The organism is Vreelandella stevensii S18214, from assembly GCF_000275725.1.
Lineage (GTDB): Bacteria > Pseudomonadota > Gammaproteobacteria > Pseudomonadales > Halomonadaceae > Vreelandella > Vreelandella stevensii.
This window is the reverse complement of record NZ_AJTS01000043.1, coordinates 1-14,293: the sequence shown is the minus strand read 5'-3', so window position 1 is coordinate 14,293 and position 14,293 is coordinate 1. Positions and strand designations below refer to the sequence as shown.

The window sequence follows — 14,293 nt, the reverse complement described above, 5'->3', positions numbered from 1 at the left end:
GGAGCACCCCATGCCGTCCCGTTTTGAGCTGGCCAATGCCATTCGCGCCCTTTCCATGGATGCCGTTCAGAAGGCCAAGTCTGGCCATCCCGGCGCCCCCATGGGCATGGCTGATATTGCCGAGGTGCTGTGGAATGACTACCTCAAGCACAACCCCGAAGACCCCAAGTGGGCCGATCGCGACCGGTTCGTGCTGTCGAACGGCCATGGCTCCATGCTGCTCTACTCGCTGCTGCACCTGAGCGGTTACGAACTCAGCCTGGAACAGCTGCAAAACTTCCGCCAGCTGCACTCGCCCACGGCAGGCCACCCTGAGTACGGCTACGCTCCCGGCATCGAAACCACCACCGGCCCCTTGGGCCAGGGCTTCGCCAACGCCGTCGGCTTTGCCATTGCCGAGAAAACCCTCGCCGCACAGTTCAACCGCCCCGGCCACACCATCGTTGACCACCACACCTGGTGTTTCCTGGGCGATGGCTGCTTGATGGAAGGCATTTCCCATGAAGCGGCGTCCCTGGCCGGCACCCAGCAGCTGGGCAAGCTGATTGCCCTGTACGACGACAACGGCATCTCCATCGATGGCGAAGTCGAAGGCTGGTTCACCGACGATACCGCCAAGCGCTTCGAGTCCTACGGCTGGCACGTGGTGCCCAACGTCGACGGCCACAAACCTGAAGAAGTCAAAGCCGCCATCGAGCTGGCAAAAAGCCAGGACGACAAGCCGAGCCTGATCATCTGCAAAACCATCATCGGCTTTGGAGCGCCCAACAAGCAGGGCAAAGAAGAAGCCCACGGCGCACCGCTGGGTGACGATGAAGTAGCGCTGGCGCGCAAGCAGCTAGGCTGGGAGCATGCTCCCTTCCACATTCCCGAGCCCATTTACTCCGCCTGGGATGCTCGCGAAGCGGGTAAAGCTCGCCAGCAGGAGTGGGAAGGCCGCTTCGCTCGCTACACCGAAGCATTCCCCGAGCAGGCTCGTGAGTTCAAACGCCGCATGAAAGCGCAGCTGCCCACGGAGCTGGCCACCGAAGCATTGATGCAGCAGGCTCAGGAAAAGGGCGAAAGCATCGCTTCACGTAAAGCCTCTTTTGAAGCGCTGAACGTGATTGGCCCGCAAATGCCGGAACTGCTCGGCGGCAGCGCTGACCTCGCGCCCTCCAACCTGACGTTCTGGAAAGGCGCCAAAGCGATCACTCCTGAAGATGCCAACGGCAACTACCTGCACTACGGTGTGCGTGAATTCGGTATGGGCGCAGTGATGAACGGTATCGCCCTGCACGGTGGTTTCGTTCCTTATGGCGCGACCTTCCTGATCTTCATGGAGTATATGCGTAACGCCGTACGCATGGCGGCGTTGATGGGCCAGCAGGCCATTTACGTGTTCACCCACGACTCCATCGGTCTGGGTGAAGATGGCCCGACCCACCAGCCCATCGAGCAGCTCACCAGCCTGCGCACCACGCCCAACCTGAACACCTGGCGTCCCTGCGATGCGGTGGAGACGGCGGCGTCCTGGGATGCGGCCATCAAACGCCACTCCGGCCCCACTGCGCTGGTACTGTCGCGTCAAAACCTGCCGCACCAGCCGCGCACCAAGGCCCAGTTAGCCGCCATCCAGCGCGGCGGTTATGTGCTGAAGGATTGCGACGGCACGCCCGCGCTGATCCTGATTGCCACCGGCTCCGAAGTGGCGCTGGCCATGGAAGCCGCGGCCACGCTCGAGCAGCAGGGCCAGGCCGTGCGCGTGGTGTCCATGCCATCTACTTACCGCTTCAACGGTCAGGACGCCGACTACCGCGAGAGCGTGCTGCCCAAAGCCGTGACCAAGCGCATTGCCATCGAAGCGGGCCACGCCGACTACTGGTACAAGTACGTTGGTCTGGAAGGGCGCGTCATTGGCATGACCACCTACGGTGAGTCGGCCCCGGCAGGCGAGCTGTTCAAGCACTTTGGCTTTACCGTCGAGAATATCGTCAAGCAGGCCAATGAGCTGCTCGGCTGAGCTTATCTCAGTTTGCCTGATCACGCCGGCACAGGCAGCGCGGGCCTATAGATGCCCGCGCTGAATGGCCTGCTTTGGCTGATCGGCTACTGGCAGGTTGGAGAAGCCGTGGTTCACTTCTCCGGCCTGCCCATTTCTTCTGGCGTGGTCGGCATGTTGCTGCTGTGCGTCACTCTGGCCCTTATCGGCCGTGTGCCCACCAGCCTTGCCGCCGCCGCCCAGCCCCTGATTGCGCTACTGGCCATGCTGATCATGCCCGGCGTGGTCGGGGTCTTTTTCATTCTCGATCAACTGGCCGGACAGTGGCTGGCCATCCTGGCGGCGCTGCTCCTGGGCACGCTGCTCAGCGTCTTGACCACGCTGTGGTTGCTCAAGCGTCTGATGGGACGTGAACATGGCCAGTGACACGCTCACCTTATTGACCGCAACGCCCTTGTTTGCCGTGGGCCTGACGCTCGCGGCTTACCTCTTGGGCACCGCGCTGTTCCGGCGGCTGGGCCACCCGGCCTGGCTACCCGCCATACTGATTGCTGCCTTGCTGCTGGCGGCTACGCTTGCCGTGCTGGGCTTGCCTTACCCCATTTACCAACAGGGGGCGACCTGGCTGACCGTACTGCTGGGGCCTGCCACCGTGGCACTCGGCATGCCTCTTTATCAACAGCTACCGCGTATCCGTGAGCTATGGCGCCCCCTGGCGGCTTGCCTGCCCGTGGCGGCGTCTCTGGCCGCCTGCTATTCCCTGGGGATTGCCTGGCTGCTTGGCGCCAGCCCAGAAGTACTCGCCTCCATCGCGGCCAAGTCCGTCACTGCCCCGATTGCCATCGGGATCACCGAACAGTTGGGTGGCAGCGTTGCCTTGTTGATGGGCGCGCTGCTGGTTACTGGCGTCGCCACCATCCCGATGGTGAGCCTCGCCGCCAAGTGGCTGGGCATTACCGACGAGCGCCTGCTCGGATTCGCTCTGGGGCTCAACGGCCATGCCATTGGTACCGTCAGGGCCTTTGAGATGAGCCCCACTGCCGGTGCCTTTGCCTCCCTCGGGATGAGTTTGACGGGCATTTTCACCGCGTTGCTGCTGCCATTCGCCTGGGGTCTGCTGGGAGCTGGCAACTGAGCAACGGGCGCTGAAGTACGTTATCATCTAGCCACTTTTTTTGGGGCCGCTTCGCGACATGGCTAACGCAACCGCTAAGTTTCGCATTGCAATCAATGGGTATGGACGTATCGGCCAGTGCGTACTGCGTGCACTGGTGGAGCGTGGCCATCCCGATCTGGAAGTGGTCGCCATCAACGAACTTTCCGACCTGGCTACCATCACCTATCTCACCCGCTACGACACCACCCACGGGCGTTTTCCTGGCGAGGTCGAGAACGAGGGTGATGCCTTGGTGATCAACGGCCAGCGCATTCAGGTGCTATGTGAACGCGCCCCCGATGCGCTTCCCTGGAAAGCCCTGGATATCGATCTGGTCCTGGAGTGCTCAGGAAGCTTCAAGGATCGCGCCACGGCGGAGCGGCACCTGAAGGCCGGTGCACGGCAGCTGCTGTTTTCCCAACCGGCAGAAAACGACGTGGATGCCACCATCGTGTGGGGGATCAACGAGCATGAGCTCAGCGGTGCACAGCGCATCCTCTCGGCGGCGTCCTGCACCACGAACTGCCTGGTGCCCTTGCTGACGATACTGGATGAAGCGCTGGGGCTGGAGCACGGTGTCACCACCACGATTCACTCGGCCATGAACGACCAGCCAGTCATCGACGCCTACCACCAGACCGACCTGCGCCTTACCCGCTCGGCGATGCAGTCCATCGTCCCGGTCGATACTGGGCTTGCGGTGGGCATCAGCCGTCTGATGCCAACGCTGGCAGGCCGCTTCGAATGTCTGCACGTGCGCGTTCCCACGATCAACGTCTCGGCCATGGATGTCTCGCTTACCGTACGCCGCGACACCGATGCCCAGCAGGTCAATGCACTGCTGCGCGAGGCCAGCCAACAGCGGCTGGCAGGCGTGCTGGGCTATACCGAGGCCCCCATGGCCTCCATCGATTTCAATCACGACCCTCGCTCTGGCATTCTGGACGCCACGCAAACCAGAGTGGCAGGCAAGCGCCTGCTCAAGCTGCTGTGCTGGTTTGACAACGAGTGGGGGTTTGCCAACCGTATGCTGGATATCAGCCAGCGGCTGGCAACGCTACGCCAGCGGGCATGACCGCCACGACCTTTCATTCGCTTGAACACGAGGAAACCGCTCACATGAACGTGCAAAAGATGACCGACCTGCCCCTGGATGGGCAGCGCGTACTGATTCGTGAAGACCTGAATGTGCCGATCAAGAACGGCCGTGTTTCCAGCGATGCTCGCCTGCGTGCTGCGCTGCCGACCATACAAGCTGCCGCCAAGGCGGGCGCCAAAGTACTGCTCATGAGCCACCTGGGCCGCCCCACGGAAGGTGAACCCGCTGACGAGTTCTCGCTGGCCCCTGTCGCCGAGCACCTGGGCGAACTGCTCGGCAGCCCCGTCAAACTGGTCAACGACTACCTCGACACCGCCCCGACGCTGCAGAACGGTGACGTGGTGTTGCTGGAGAACGTGCGCTTCAATCGTGGCGAGAAGAAAGACGACGAACAGCTTGCCAGGCAGTATGCCGCACTGTGCGACATCTTCGTGATGGACGCCTTTGGAACCGCTCACCGTGCCCAAGCCTCTACCCATGGCGTCGCGCGCTTTGCTCCCCAGGCATGTGCTGGCCCCCTGCTTGCCCAGGAGCTCGATGCCCTGGAGAAAGCGCTGGCCAATCCCGCACGCCCCATGGCGGCCATCGTCGGCGGTTCGAAGGTCTCCACCAAGCTGGACGTGCTGAACGCACTGTCGGAAAAATGCGATCAATTGATCGTCGGTGGTGGTATCGCCAACACCTTTATTGCGGCAGCAGGCTATAATGTGGGCAAATCGCTCTACGAAGCAGACCTGCTCGACCAGGCCAAGGCGCTGATGGCCAAGGTGAAGATTCCGCTGCCTACCGACGTAGTGGTGGCCACCGAGTTTTCCGAAGCAGCAGAGGCGGTGGTCAAGCCCGTCGATCAGGTGGCAGACAACGAAATGATTCTGGACATTGGCCCCGACACGGCCGCCCACTTGGCCAGCCTGCTCAAGGATGCTGGCACGATCCTGTGGAACGGACCCGTGGGCGTGTTTGAAATCGACCAGTTCGGCAAGGGGACCGAGGTCATTTCCCGCGCCATTGCCGACAGTGCCGCGTTCTCTATTGCTGGAGGTGGAGACACCCTGGCGGCCATCGACAAGTACGCGATCGCTGACCGAGTCTCCTATATCTCGACCGGCGGCGGAGCATTTCTCGAATACGTGGAAGGCAAGCAGCTGCCGGCCGTTGCCGCGCTGGAAGCCGCTGCTCAGCGCTAATACTTAGAACTCTGAACATACAACCCAATAAGGTGACCCCATGGCTTTGATTAGCATGCGCCAGATGCTCGACCACGCCGCCGAATACGGCTACGGCATTCCCGCGTTCAACGTGAACAACCTGGAACAGATGCGGGCCATCATGGAAGCCGCTGACGCGACTGACTCCCCGGTGATCGTGCAGGCATCTGCTGGCGCACGCAAATACGCTGGCGCCCCCTTCCTGCGCCACCTGATTCTGGCGGCGGTGGAAGAGTTCCCGCACATTCCGGTCGTCATGCACCAGGATCACGGCACCAGCCCGGCTGTCTGCCAGCGCTCCATTCAGCTCGGCTTCTCCTCCGTGATGATGGATGGCTCCCTGGGCGAAGACGGTAAAACGCCGATGGATTACGACTACAACGTTGACGTGACCCGTCGTGCCGTTGAAATGGCCCATGCCTGTGGCGTCTCTGTAGAAGGCGAACTGGGCTGTCTGGGCAGCCTGGAAACCGGCATGGCCGGTGAAGAAGACGGCATTGGCGCCGAAGGCAAGCTGGATATGGAGCAGATGCTCACCGACCCGGAAGAGGCTGCCGAGTTCGTCAAGGCGACCCATGTGGACGCCCTGGCCATTGCCATCGGCACCAGCCACGGCGCTTACAAGTTCACCAAGCCGCCCACGGGCGATACGCTCTCGATCCAGCGTATCAAAGAGATCCACGCTCGTATTCCGGATACCCACCTGGTCATGCACGGCTCCTCCTCGGTGCCCCAGGAGTGGCTGGAAGTGATCAACCGCTACGGTGGTCAGATCCCGGAAACCTACGGTGTACCGGTGGAAGAGATCATCGAGGGCATCAAGCACGGAGTGCGCAAGGTCAACATCGATACCGACCTGCGTCTGGCCTCGACCGGCGCCGTGCGTCGTTTCATGGCCGAGAACCCATCAGAGTTCGATCCGCGCAAGTTCCTGAAAGAAACCGTCACAGCCATGCGCGATCTGTGTATTGCCCGCTATGAAGCCTTTGGCACCGCAGGCAACGCGAGCAAGATCAAGCCGATCAGCCTGGAAGCCATGTTCCAGCGCTACGAGCGTGGTGAGCTGGCGCCCAAGATCAAATAAGCAGCGCCTCGCGACGACATCAAGGCGGCCTTCGGGTCGCCTTTTTTATTGCAATGCAGCAATAATGAGCTATTACTAAACAACTCCGCCCATTTCTTCACCAGGTAGCCTTCTCCATGAAGCACACCCCTCTGCCAATGCTGACACCGCCCCTGATGTTCCTTGACCTGTGGAAAGCAGGCATCATGGGCATGGAGCTATGGAGCTCTTCGCTCTCCACGATTTCCATGCGTCAGCAACTATGGCAAACGCAGCCCTTTTTCAGTCCTGCCATGATGCGTGAAAACCAGCGCATGGTGACTGAAAAGATCGAGGCCAGCGTGGAAGCTGGCCTCATCATGCAAAAAGTCTTGTTCAGCGCCATGCGCGGTCAGTACGCGCCATGGTGGACAACCAGTCAACAAGCCATGAAGCCTTACCATCGGCGCAGCAGTGCCAACTCACGACGCTTGTCGCGTTAAGCGGCATCGCATTACTGATCGCTGCTTTGCTCTTCACTGCTCTGTTCGTCTTCACCTTGCAACATGGCGTCATCGGCACTGCCGGTGCCCCCAGTGCCGCCTTCGGCATGCTCTTCATCATCGTCGCCAGCATCTTCCTGCGCTTGTGAGGCGGGCTGTTCGTCGCGTCGGACGGCCCCCGCCTTGATACCGTACGTCTCTTCCAGCGCCGCATCATCCAACGCTTCGTGCTGTCCATTCTCAGCCGCGGTGTCTGCCCACGCGCTGGCCGCGACTACACACAAGGATGCACTCAAAACCCAAGGTAATAGCCAAGGGGATACTCGCATATCAATCTCCTTTTTCATGATGCATGTCGTTGCACCTGTTCACTATAGCCGCTCCGAGGGATAAGCACCTGCCAGGGGCTTTCCCGACGTGCAGCGACTCCGCCATCGACGAAAACGTAAAAAATTATCAAACAGTGTTCACAAAGGAGCTAAAATCCCGTTCAATAGCAAGATGGTCGGCTTACCCCAACATGCGTAGTGCTTCAGGTACTGCAAGGAACTGACATGCCGCTTCCACTTTTGTTGTTTGACTGTGATGGCACGCTCGTCGATAGCGAACCCCTGCTTGCCGAAGAAATGGCACGCGGCCTCAATACGGTGGGGCTTCCCTTCGCTGCCTCCGACTATATGGGCGAATTTCGCGGCGCCCGCTTTCGCAGGATCGTCGCCGAGCTGCAGGACCGCCATGGTCAAGTCGACATCGAACAACTCGAGCGCATGGAGCACGATATGCGCGCCAACCTGGCCACGCGACTGACCAACGAACTCACCACCATTCCCGGGGCACTGGAAGCACTGGAAGCCTTGTCGCACTACCCCAGCGCGGTGGTTTCCAACGGCCCGGAAACGAAGATACGCGCGGCGCTGAAAGCCACGGGCCTGACCCATTACTTCGATAACCGCCTGTTCAGCGGCTATACCGCCAACTGTTGGAAACCCGAGCCGTGCCTGCACTTACATGCGGCCAGCATCATGGGGTTTGCTGCCGCACAGTGCATTGCCATCGACGATGCGCTGGTCGGCGTCAGGGCAGCACTTCAAGCGGGCATGACGGTGATTCATTTAAACCGCTTTCCAGATGCCGAAAATACCCCGGAAGGCGCTATCATGATCAGTAACATGTATCAGTTGCCTGCCGTTGTGGAGCGTTTGACCCGCGAGCGATGGCACACGGCAATGCCGCATCACTCGACAGCGAAATAACCCTCAGCAGAGACAAGACATGGCTTCATTACGTGACCAACTGGGTGGTCTGGTGTATTCCACCGAGCATGGCAAGACATGCCCCCAGTGCCGTGCCGCGATTGACGACTGCCACTGCGAAGACGCCAGCGAACAGGCACGATTGGCTACGTTGGATGGCATCGTGCGAATTCGACGAGAGACCAGTGGCCGCAAAGGCAAGGGTGTGACCACCATCAGCGGTATACCGCTGGCCCACGCGGAGCTGAAAGCACTGGCCAAGACCCTGAAGCAGCGCTGTGGCACCGGTGGCGCCGTCAAGCAGGGCGTGATCGAAATCCAGGGAGATCATCGCGAAACCCTGCGTGACGCGCTAACCTCCATGGGGTATCAGGTAAAATTGGCAGGCGGTTGAAGTATTGATGTAGCACCAATCGCTCTACTTCTGGTAAACGGCTCAAGGGCAAGGCATCGCAATGGTTTGGTTGGAATACCTGCTACCTCTCATTTTCCTGTTTCCGATGGCGGCAATGGGCGGTATCGTGCTGGCGCTGCGCAGTCTGCATGATGCTCGCGTGCAGTCTCCTTTCGATGCCCCGCTTCACGAGCCTGGGCAGGCACTGCGTTACCGGCTGGATCAAGCATTCTCGAGCCTATTTCTAAACGGTACGCTAGGGCCTTTGGTGAGTCTGGCGCCCTTGGTCTACGGCATGGGCCGCATGCTGTTCGTGGAGCAGCAGGACTGGGTGGAGTGGGCACTGTACGGGCTGCTCAGCACGCTGCTGGTACTGGCGTTTTCACTGCTGCTGGTACGCGATTACCAGCGTATCCGTCGCCTGAAGCTGGGCTTGGCCTGCGAGCTGGCCGTTGGCCAGGAGCTGGAGCGACTCATCCGTCCGGAGGCACACCCTTACTATGTGTTTCACGACGTACCTACCGACAGCTTCACCATCGACCACGTGGTCGTGACGCCCCATGGCGTCTTTGTCGTCGAAACCCGCGCCAGAGCGCTGGCGATAGGTTCGGATGGCCGCGAGCTCAATAGCGTGGCCGTCGAACGCGAACGGCTGCGCTTTCCCCATTGGCAGGAGCGTCGCCCACTGCACAAGACGCGTCAGGGGGTCAATTGGCTCACCCAGTGGCTGGAGCGACGCTGTGGGGTGCCTGTTCCCGTTCGAGGCGTGCTGGTGCTGCCTGGCTGGCAAATCGATACCAGTGAGGCAGCTTCGGACATTCTGGTGGTCAGCGGAGAGCGGCTGTCACGCCAGTTGAGCGAGCTTAAACCGGGCCATATGAGCGACGTCATCCATGACAAGGTCATCCATACCTTGCTGGAACGGGTACGGCTGATGGAGCTAAAACATTTGCGCCACCCGTCGGTTTAATCCCCGCGCAGCCGCCCGCCCATTTCCTGGGCAAGATCCACGGCGTAGTGGTCGGTCATGCCACCAATGAAATCCAGCATACGACGGTAGCTGTCGTAAAGCGTCCAGGAGGGCAGCGGCGTGTTTTCACCGATCAGTGCCAGCACGCGCTGATGCTTGAAAGAGCTTTGCCCGGTATGATGTAGCTCATGGGCAGCACCAATGAACGCCTCCAGCAGAATCCCCAGCGTGGTGTAGGCACCGATTTCCAGCTTGGCCTTGCGCTCGTTCTGGAAAATGCGTTCTCGAGCCAACTGCTTGGCAGACTGCACGCCCCAGCCCAGATCCGGATGGCAAAGCTCCAGCAGGTCATCGCTCAAGGTACCGCTCAGCAGCGCCTGCTCATGCTGTACAAACACGGCCGCCACATCATTGACCGCACGCTCCATGGCTGCCCCCCGCAGTAGCGCGATACGGCGGCGCTGCGAGACACTCTTGCGCTGCATCTCTTCATACTCAGGGGGAAATTCGCCAGCAATCTGACGCAGTATTTCGACGACTTCTTCGTAACGCAGAATCCCCATTTCGAGGCCATCTTCCAGATCCAGCAGCGCATAACAGATGTCATCCGCCGCTTCGACCAGCCACGCCAGTGGATGACGGCACCAGCGCTGCTCGCCCTGAGGAATCAGACCCACGGCGTCAGCGACTTCCTTGAGCAACGCCTGCTCGGACTGATAACAGCCAAACTTGCCAGCGCGGCCACCATAGCGAACGGTCCAGGGATATTTCAACAGAGTCCCCAGGGTTGCTGCAGACAACCGCATGCCGCCGTTGAACTGGTTGTACTCGATCTGCGTAATGACACGAAATCCCTGAGCATTCCCCTCATAGGTCAGCAGATCCTGGCGCTCCTGTTCGGCGAGCCCCTCCAGCAAGCCACTCCCCTCGGCACGGCGAAACCAGTCACGAATGGCATATTCACCGGCATGGCCAAAGGGGGGGTTACCGATGTCGTGCCCGAGACAGGCCGTTTGCACGATGACGCCCAGGTCAGCTGGGGTGATCCACTCCGGCAGCCGATCACGCAGCAACTCGCCGACGATCATGCCCAACGAGCGGCCCACACAGCCGACTTCCAAGGAGTGGGTCAACCGCGTATGGATATGGTCATTTTCGGTAAGGGGATGCACCTGCGTCTTGCGCCCCAGGCGACGAAAGGAGCCTGAGAAGACGATGCGGTCATGGTCCTTGTGGAAAGGAGTGCGCCCTATTTCGCGGTTACTGCCGGGGCGCTTGTCGTGTAAGCGCTGAGGGGAAAGTAACTGATCCCATTGCATTTGTGTCATCGGCACTCCTCCTTGGAGCCTTCATTCTGACATAAAAGCACCAGGTGTAGACAAATTTAACGCACAGCAAAAAGCCCCGAACACAGTGTGCTCGGGGCTTTCTACGGTATAAGTGCCTGACGATGACCTACTCTCACATGGGGAGACCCCACACTACCATCGGCGCTAAGCGGTTTCACTTCTGAGTTCGGCATGGGATCAGGTGGTTCACGCGTGCTATGGTCGTCAGGCGTAACAGGTAATGCATATCATGCTGAGGTGTTCTTGACGTGTATTGTGTGCGTCTCTTGTCAGCAAGCGCTCTGGCTCACTGCGGCGTATCCGGTGTTGCGAGTGCGTTCACACTCTTCGTTATCATCACGACCAGACCCCTTGGGTGTTATAGGGTCAAGCCTCACGGGCCATTAGTACACGTTAGCTCAACGCCTTGCAGCGCTTCCACACCGTGCCTATCAACCAGCTGGTCTCGCTGGGCCCTTCAGGAGGCTCTAGGCCTCGGGGATGTCTCATCTTGAAGGGGGCTTCCCGCTTAGATGCTTTCAGCGGTTATCCCGTCCGACCATAGCTACCCGGCAATGCCACTGGCGTGACAACCGGAACACCAGAGGGTCGTCCACTCCGGTCCTCTCGTACTAGGAGCAGCTCTTCTCAAACATCCAACGCCCACGGCAGATAGGGACCGAACTGTCTCACGACGTTCTAAACCCAGCTCGCGTACCACTTTAAATGGCGAACAGCCATACCCTTGGGACCGACTTCAGCCCCAGGATGTGATGAGCCGACATCGAGGTGCCAAACACCGCCGTCGATGTGAACTCTTGGGCGGTATCAGCCTGTTATCCCCGGAGTACCTTTTATCCGTTGAGCGATGGCCCTTCCATACAGAACCACCGGATCACTAGAACCTGCTTTCGCACCTGCTCGACGTGTCTGTCTCGCAGTCAAGCACCCTTATGCTCTTGCACTCATTGCACGATGTCCGACCGTGCTGAGGGTACCTTCGTGCTCCTCCGTTACGCTTTGGGAGGAGACCGCCCCAGTCAAACTACCCACCACACACTGTCCTCGATCCGGATCACGGACCTGAGTGAGAACGCCAATGATGCCAGGCTGGTATTTCAAGGTTGGCTCCCCTCGAACTGGCGTCCGAGGTTCAAAGCCTCCCAGCTATCCTACACAGGCAACATCAGCGTCCAGTGTGAAGCTATAGTAAAGGTTCACGGGGTCTTTCCGTCTAGCCGCGGGTACACCGCATCTTCACGGCGATTTCAATTTCACTGAGTCTCGGGTGGAGACAGCGTGGCCATCATTACGCCATTCGTGCAGGTCGGAACTTACCCGACAAGGAATTTCGCTACCTTAGGACCGTTATAGTTACGGCCGCCGTTTACCGGGGCTTCGATCAAGAGCTTCGGACGAATCCTAACACCATCACTTAACCTTCCGGCACCGGGCAGGCGTCACACCCTATACGTCCTCTTGCGAGTTGGCAGAGTGCTGTGTTTTTACTAAACAGTTGCAGCCACCTGGTATCTTCGACCGGTTCGGGCTTGGAGAGCAAGTCTCGTCACCCTACGCCGGCGTGCCTTCTCCCGAAGTTACGGCACCATTTTGCCTAGTTCCTTCACCCGAGTTCTCTCAAGCGCCTTGGGATTCTCACCCTGACCACCTGTGTCGGTTTGGGGTACGGTCGCACATGATCTGAAGCTTAGAGGCTTTTCCTGGAAGCGTGGCATCAATGACTTCGACACCGTAGTGTCTTCGTTTCGTGTCTCGGCCTTGAAGGGTCCCGGATTTACCTGAGACCCCAGCCTACTCACTTTCACCAGGACAACCAACGCCTGGCTCACCTAGCCTTCTCCGTCCCCCCATCGCAATCATGTCCGGTACGGGAATATTGACCCGTTTCCCATCGACTACGCCTTTCGGCCTCGCCTTAGGGGCCGACTCACTCTGCTCCGATTAGCGTCGAACAGAAACCCTTGGTCTTCCGGCGAGGGAGTTTTTCACTCCCTTTATCGTTACTCATGTCAGCATTCGCACTCGTGATACCTCCAGCATGCTTCTCAACACACCTTCATCGGCTTACACGACGCTCCTCTACCGCTCATCCGTAAGGATGAACCCGTAGCTTCGGTACCTGGTTTAGCCCCGTTACATCTTCCGCGCAGGCCGACTCGACTAGTGAGCTATTACGCTTTCTTTAAAGGATGGCTGCTTCTAAGCCAACCTCCTAGCTGTCTGAGCCTTCCCACATCGTTTCCCACTTAACCAGGATTTGGGGACCTTAGCTGACGGTCTGGGTTGTTTCCCTTTTCACGACGGACGTTAGCACCCGCCGTGTGTCTCCCACGCTTGCACTCACCGGTATTCGGAGTTTGCCTCGGGTTGGTAAGTCGGGATGACCCCCTAGCCGAAACAGTGCTCTACCCCCGGCGGTGATACGTGAGGCGCTACCTAAATAGCTTTCGAGGAGAACCAGCTATCTCCGAGCTTGATTAGCCTTTCACTCCGATCCACAAGTCATCCAAATCTTTTTCAACAGATCCTGGTTCGGGCCTCCAGTTGATGTTACTCAACCTTCACCCTGCTCATGGATAGATCGCTCGGTTTCGGGTCTATATCCAGCGACTGTGTCGCCCAGTTAAGACTCGGTTTCCCTACGGCTCCCCTATACGGTTAACCTCGCCACTGAATATAAGTCGCTGACCCATTATACAAAAGGTACGCAGTCACAGAACAAGTCTGCTCCTACTGCTTGTACGCACACGGTTTCAGGATCTATTTCACTCCCCTCTCCGGGGTTCTTTTCGCCTTTCCCTCACGGTACTGGTTCACTATCGGTCAGCCAGGAGTATTTAGCCTTGGAGGATGGTCCCCCCGTCTTCAGTCAAGGTTTCTCGTGCCCCGACCTACTCGATTTCACGTGATCAGATTTTCGACTACGGGGCTATCACCCGCTATGGCCAGACTTCCCAGTCTGTTCGTCTAATCCGTCACACGCTTAAGGGCTGGTCCCCGTTCGCTCGCCGCTACTAGGGGAATCTCGGTTGATTTCTTTTCCTCAGGGTACTTAGATGTTTCAGTTCCCCTGGTTCGCCTCCTGCCCCTATGTATTCAGGACAGGATACTCATCTTGTGATGAGTGGGTTTCCCCATTCAGAGATGTCCGGGTCGCAGGTCGTTTGCCACCTCACCGAACCTTATCGCAGGCTACCACGTCTTTCATCGCCTCTGGCTGCCTAGGCATCCACCGTGTGCGCTTCATTGCTTGACCCTATAACCCGAAGGAGTCTGGGGTTCGCAATGATAACGATTGCCGGATACGCTTGAGACGTATCACAATACAATTTACGTAA

12 protein-coding genes and 2 rRNA genes are annotated in these 14,293 nt (G+C 59.0%); 10 read left to right on the top strand and 4 right to left on the bottom strand.

The annotated features are described in order from the left end of the window. The first annotated feature begins 10 nt into the window (after positions 1-10). The 7 genes from tkt to HSS18214_RS0112625 all read left to right on the top strand — a co-directional run bounded on the left by tkt (position 11) and on the right by HSS18214_RS0112625 (position 6,989). Positions 11-2,002, top strand: a complete 1,992-nt coding sequence (gene tkt / locus HSS18214_RS0112655) for a transketolase (RefSeq protein ID WP_016915658.1) — start codon at positions 11-13, stop codon at positions 2,000-2,002. 51 nt (positions 2,003-2,053) lie between these two features. Next, complete coding sequence (locus HSS18214_RS0112650; protein WP_016915657.1) at positions 2,054-2,407, top strand: CidA/LrgA family protein; 354 nt, start codon at positions 2,054-2,056, stop codon at positions 2,405-2,407. Further along, positions 2,397-3,116 (top strand): LrgB family protein, encoded by a 720-nt coding sequence (locus HSS18214_RS0112645; RefSeq protein ID WP_016915656.1) that lies wholly within the window; start codon positions 2,397-2,399, stop codon positions 3,114-3,116. The genes HSS18214_RS0112650 and HSS18214_RS0112645 overlap by 11 nt, the downstream gene beginning before the upstream one ends. A 58-nt stretch (positions 3,117-3,174) precedes the next feature. Beyond that, the gene (locus HSS18214_RS0112640) at positions 3,175-4,212 is read left to right on the top strand and encodes a type I glyceraldehyde-3-phosphate dehydrogenase (protein WP_016915655.1); all 1,038 of its coding nucleotides are present in this window, start codon (positions 3,175-3,177) and stop codon (positions 4,210-4,212) included. Positions 4,213-4,256: 44 nt separating this feature from the next. Next, on the top strand, positions 4,257-5,423 hold the full coding sequence (locus tag HSS18214_RS0112635; protein WP_016915654.1) for a phosphoglycerate kinase: 1,167 nt from the start codon (positions 4,257-4,259) through the stop codon (positions 5,421-5,423). 40 nt (positions 5,424-5,463) lie between these two features. Beyond that, complete coding sequence (fba, locus tag HSS18214_RS0112630) at positions 5,464-6,528, top strand: class II fructose-bisphosphate aldolase (protein ID WP_016915653.1); 1,065 nt, start codon at positions 5,464-5,466, stop codon at positions 6,526-6,528. A 116-nt stretch (positions 6,529-6,644) separates the two neighbouring features. Next, positions 6,645-6,989, top strand: coding sequence for a hypothetical protein (locus HSS18214_RS0112625; protein ID WP_016915652.1), 345 nt, complete (start codon positions 6,645-6,647; stop codon positions 6,987-6,989). Between the two features lie 11 nt (positions 6,990-7,000). Here HSS18214_RS0112625 and HSS18214_RS0112620 read toward each other — a convergent pair whose 3' ends face one another. Then, positions 7,001-7,318, bottom strand: coding sequence for a hypothetical protein (locus HSS18214_RS0112620; RefSeq protein ID WP_016915651.1), 318 nt, complete (start codon positions 7,316-7,318; stop codon positions 7,001-7,003). 225 nt (positions 7,319-7,543) lie between these two features. Between HSS18214_RS0112620 and HSS18214_RS0112615 the strand changes: the two genes are divergently transcribed. From HSS18214_RS0112615 to HSS18214_RS0112605, 3 genes are all read left to right on the top strand, one after another. Beyond that, positions 7,544-8,242 (top strand): HAD family hydrolase, encoded by a 699-nt coding sequence (locus tag HSS18214_RS0112615; protein ID WP_016915650.1) that lies wholly within the window; start codon positions 7,544-7,546, stop codon positions 8,240-8,242. 19 nt (positions 8,243-8,261) lie between these two features. Next, positions 8,262-8,636 (top strand): translation initiation factor Sui1, encoded by a 375-nt coding sequence (locus HSS18214_RS0112610; RefSeq protein ID WP_016915649.1) that lies wholly within the window; start codon positions 8,262-8,264, stop codon positions 8,634-8,636. A 61-nt stretch (positions 8,637-8,697) separates the two neighbouring features. Further along, positions 8,698-9,606 (top strand): nuclease-related domain-containing protein, encoded by a 909-nt coding sequence (locus HSS18214_RS0112605; RefSeq protein WP_016915648.1) that lies wholly within the window; start codon positions 8,698-8,700, stop codon positions 9,604-9,606. Here the strand turns inward: HSS18214_RS0112605 and HSS18214_RS0112600 are convergent. The 3 genes from HSS18214_RS0112600 to HSS18214_RS0112590 all read right to left on the bottom strand — a co-directional run bounded on the left by HSS18214_RS0112600 (position 9,603) and on the right by HSS18214_RS0112590 (position 14,211). Further along, a complete protein-coding gene (locus HSS18214_RS0112600) occupies positions 9,603-10,934 on the bottom strand; it encodes a deoxyguanosinetriphosphate triphosphohydrolase (RefSeq protein WP_016915647.1) in 1,332 nt (443 codons plus the stop codon). The two genes, HSS18214_RS0112605 and HSS18214_RS0112600, sit on opposite strands and share 4 nt — an antisense overlap. A gap of 114 nt (positions 10,935-11,048) precedes the next feature. Then, positions 11,049-11,164: ribosomal RNA gene (gene rrf, locus HSS18214_RS0112595) — 5S ribosomal RNA — on the bottom strand. Between the two features lie 153 nt (positions 11,165-11,317). After that, positions 11,318-14,211: ribosomal RNA gene (locus tag HSS18214_RS0112590) — 23S ribosomal RNA — on the bottom strand. Between the last annotated feature and the right edge of the window lie 82 nt (positions 14,212-14,293).

Coding starts and splice junctions, on each gene's coding strand:
- tkt (WP_016915658.1), top strand. CDS start 11: ATGCCGTCCCGTTTTGAGCTGGCCAATGCCATTCGCGCCCTTTCCATG.
- HSS18214_RS0112650 (WP_016915657.1), top strand. CDS start 2,054: ATGCCCGCGCTGAATGGCCTGCTTTGGCTGATCGGCTACTGGCAGGTT.
- HSS18214_RS0112645 (WP_016915656.1), top strand. CDS start 2,397: ATGGCCAGTGACACGCTCACCTTATTGACCGCAACGCCCTTGTTTGCC.
- HSS18214_RS0112640 (WP_016915655.1), top strand. CDS start 3,175: ATGGCTAACGCAACCGCTAAGTTTCGCATTGCAATCAATGGGTATGGA.
- HSS18214_RS0112635 (WP_016915654.1), top strand. CDS start 4,257: ATGAACGTGCAAAAGATGACCGACCTGCCCCTGGATGGGCAGCGCGTA.
- fba (WP_016915653.1), top strand. CDS start 5,464: ATGGCTTTGATTAGCATGCGCCAGATGCTCGACCACGCCGCCGAATAC.
- HSS18214_RS0112625 (WP_016915652.1), top strand. CDS start 6,645: ATGAAGCACACCCCTCTGCCAATGCTGACACCGCCCCTGATGTTCCTT.
- HSS18214_RS0112620 (WP_016915651.1), bottom strand. CDS start 7,318: ATGCGAGTATCCCCTTGGCTATTACCTTGGGTTTTGAGTGCATCCTTG.
- HSS18214_RS0112615 (WP_016915650.1), top strand. CDS start 7,544: ATGCCGCTTCCACTTTTGTTGTTTGACTGTGATGGCACGCTCGTCGAT.
- HSS18214_RS0112610 (WP_016915649.1), top strand. CDS start 8,262: ATGGCTTCATTACGTGACCAACTGGGTGGTCTGGTGTATTCCACCGAG.
- HSS18214_RS0112605 (WP_016915648.1), top strand. CDS start 8,698: ATGGTTTGGTTGGAATACCTGCTACCTCTCATTTTCCTGTTTCCGATG.
- HSS18214_RS0112600 (WP_016915647.1), bottom strand. CDS start 10,934: ATGACACAAATGCAATGGGATCAGTTACTTTCCCCTCAGCGCTTACAC.